Below are 2,905 nucleotides of genomic sequence, written 5' to 3' on the forward strand. Positions count from 1 at the left end.
TTTTGTCTATGGCGATGAATGATTATGGCTTTGAGCTGTTCAGTGATAAGGAAATTCCATTGAATGAGGAAAATTTACCAACCATTCTAAGCCGTGAAAACCTGATGAACGATGTCATTTCAAGCATTAATTCAGCGGAAATGGCACGCCGGAAATTCAGGGATATTGCCGTGATTTCCGGAATGGTGATTCAGAATTTTCCGGGACAGCAACGGTCGAATAAATCATTACAAAGTTCTGCAGGTTTGATTTTCAAGGTCCTTGAAGATCATGATCCACATCATTTTCTGGTACGACAGGCGTATACGGAAGTTTTTAATATGCAGTTGCAGGAACAGCGTCTTGTAGAAGCCTTCAAAAGAATTGAAAATTCAAAGATTGTTTTAAAATATTCCCATACTTTTACTCCATTAAGCTTCCCGATAAAAATTGACAGCTTACGACAAACCCTTTCAAGCGAAGGTTTAGATGCGAGAATACAACAGCTGATAAAACAGGCGAATAAATTTATAAGTAATGAGTAATTTTGTCTTCTAACTTCTCTCAATGAATCTAGCCACTAAAAATATCATCATTCAAAACCAGATTTTTACGCTGACGAATCAGCGGGCTTTATTTTGGGTAAAGGAAAAAGCGTTGATCCTTTCTGATCTTCATATCGGGAAAACAGCTCATTTCCGGAAAAACGGAATTGCGATTGCCAATCATATTATGAAAAGTGATCTGGAAAGGTTATCTGCACTGATAGAATACTTTTTGCCCGAAAAATTTATTGTAGTTGGCGATTTGCTTCATGCCGGAGACAATTCCGATGTAGATGAATTCTGTCAATGGAAAAATCAATATTCCCCTATCAATTTTTATCTTATTGAGGGCAATCACGACCGGATTTCAAAGTCTCTGGAAGAAAAACTTTGCTTTAATTATAAGGCAGATCATCTGGAGATTAATGGTTTTACTTTCGTGCATGATTTTGATGCCTCCAATCCCCAATTTCAGATCACCGGACACATTCATCCCGGGATTGTTCTGAGCTCTTCGGTGAAGAATATTAAACTCCCCTGTTTTATACAAACCGGACAGCAATTACTTCTTCCCGCCTTTAGTGAATTTACAGGATTAGATACTAAAAATATCCCTAAAAAAGGAAAGTATTTTGTGTTTACGGATTCGGAAATTCATGAGCTGTAATCAGTTTTGATGATGGTTTCTATAGACAAAAACATTTCGCCGTTTCATAAATAATAGGGAAATTTGCAGTATGAAGATCATCCCCTTAAAAGAAGGAAACTTTTCTGTCAGTAAAACCAAAGATTTTACCCTTTTAACCGAAGAGAATTTTAATGAAGCCGGCGGAATCAAAATGTCCGTACAACCTTTCCTGATCATTACAGAGAAGGATTATATTCTTTTGGATACCGGAATCGGATGGAAAAATGAGAACGGGAAAACAGTGGTTTCTGAAATTCTAGGAGAACAAAATATCAGTCCGGACCAAATTACCAAAATTTTATTTTCGCATCTGCATAAAGATCATATTGATGGTACCGTTCGGTTTACGGAAAATGGTTTTGAACCGGTTTTTTCCAATGCTCAAATGTATATTCAAAAACGTGAGCTGAATTTTGCCAGGGAAAATAAAGATAATCCACAATTTGATCACGCGATCCTGGAAAAAATCGTTGAGCTTCCCAATATCGTCTGGATGGATGATGACAAGGGAGAGATCACGGATGAAATCTCCTTTGAAGTCGTTGGCGGACATACTCCTTATCTGCAGGTTTTCTGGATCCGTGAACACGGAGAAACGGCGTTTTACGGGTCGGATAATCTTCCCCAGGAATCCTATTTAAAGTATCATGTGGCTTATAAAAGTGATGATGACGGCAGAAAGGCGATGGAACTGAGACAGATATGGCTGGAAGAAGCAGCAAAACAACATTGGAACGTCCTGCTTTATCACGATCTGGTCAAAGCCTCCATACAGTTTTAATTGAAATGTTTATAAATCATTGAACCACTTATAAATATCAACCTTAGAAGGAATATTTAGCTTTTTCCTTAACCTGTTTTTACGGTTCTGAATTGCCTTTGGAGTTACATAGGTATAGGTGGCAATTTCTTTAGTTGTTAGATTCAGCTTCAGATAAATACAGAATATCATCTCCGAATTTTTTAGATTAGGCTGTATAGCAGATATTTTTTCAAAAAATTCAGGATAGACTAATCTGAACTTATTTAACAGACGGGGTGAGTTTTCCTTAGCCAGTGCTAAGATCTCGTCTTGAGCAAAAAATCTTTGATTTAAATCTTCTAAATTGAACTCAGTTTTTTTGTTATCCATAATATTTTTTCTCATCTCTACTACTCATTCCTCTGTTGTTTTTTAATTTATGAGAATCGTCACAGAAGAATTTTTCTACTACTCTTTCACTTTTAATGTTCTAAATGTAAGAAAAGACATACAACGAATGCACTATTATTTATAATATCAAATGCATTTAAAGACAGGCTTCATGGTATACATAGTTTTCTAGTTTCTAATTTTAAAAATTAATCTGAAATTTAATAAAAATCTAAAATGAAGACAAAGAAAGAAAAAATGATTAAAATTTTCCCGAATTGAAATACCACATACATACCACGCGATACTTTTAGGCTGCTTCATTATTGTTGTTCTGACATTGTAAATTTTTCTTATTAAAAGGGCATCAAAAATAAAATCTTTCACCAACAATTCTTATGATTATGATCAATAAAATCAATAATTTTAAAAAAAACATAAAAATAATTTGTGGTATATATGTGGTATATAATTTGATGCGGGTTCAGGAAAAAAATCCGTTCTTTATTATTTTATAAAATTGAGAAAATAGATTCTTTAAACAGTTATTATTTAGTTTAC

3 protein-coding genes and 1 pseudogene are annotated in these 2,905 nt (G+C 34.5%); 3 read left to right on the forward strand and 1 reads right to left on the reverse strand.

Features of this window, described 5'->3' with window-relative positions; all coding sequences use genetic code 11:
* The 3 genes and pseudogenes from ACGHIN_RS17065 to ACGHIN_RS17075 form a co-directional block, all read left to right on the forward strand.
* Positions 1-524 (forward strand): annotated as a pseudogene (locus ACGHIN_RS17065) (DNA ligase-associated DEXH box helicase); the annotation flags it as partial.
* A 22-nt stretch (positions 525-546) separates the two neighbouring features.
* Positions 547-1,191 (forward strand): ligase-associated DNA damage response endonuclease PdeM, encoded by a 645-nt coding sequence (gene pdeM, locus ACGHIN_RS17070; protein ID WP_390456368.1) that lies wholly within the window; start codon positions 547-549, stop codon positions 1,189-1,191.
* A gap of 70 nt (positions 1,192-1,261) precedes the next feature.
* On the forward strand, positions 1,262-1,993 hold the full coding sequence (locus ACGHIN_RS17075) for an MBL fold metallo-hydrolase (RefSeq protein WP_390456371.1): 732 nt from the start codon (positions 1,262-1,264) through the stop codon (positions 1,991-1,993).
* A 9-nt stretch (positions 1,994-2,002) separates the two neighbouring features.
* Here the strand turns inward: ACGHIN_RS17075 and ACGHIN_RS17080 are convergent, their stop codons facing one another.
* Complete coding sequence (locus ACGHIN_RS17080; protein WP_390456374.1) at positions 2,003-2,344, reverse strand: helix-turn-helix transcriptional regulator; 342 nt, start codon at positions 2,342-2,344, stop codon at positions 2,003-2,005.
* Positions 2,345-2,905: the final 561 nt, after the last annotated feature.

Source organism: Chryseobacterium barbadense (assembly GCF_042849955.1).
Lineage (GTDB): Bacteria > Bacteroidota > Bacteroidia > Flavobacteriales > Weeksellaceae > Chryseobacterium.

Bases quoted from the DNA above. Each gene is read 5' to 3' on its own strand.
- ACGHIN_RS17080 (WP_390456374.1), bottom strand. From the start codon at position 2,344: ATGGATAACAAAAAAACTGAGTTCAATTTAGAAGATTTAAATCAAAGA.
- ACGHIN_RS17075 (WP_390456371.1), top strand. From the start codon at position 1,262: ATGAAGATCATCCCCTTAAAAGAAGGAAACTTTTCTGTCAGTAAAACC.
- pdeM (WP_390456368.1), top strand. From the start codon at position 547: ATGAATCTAGCCACTAAAAATATCATCATTCAAAACCAGATTTTTACG.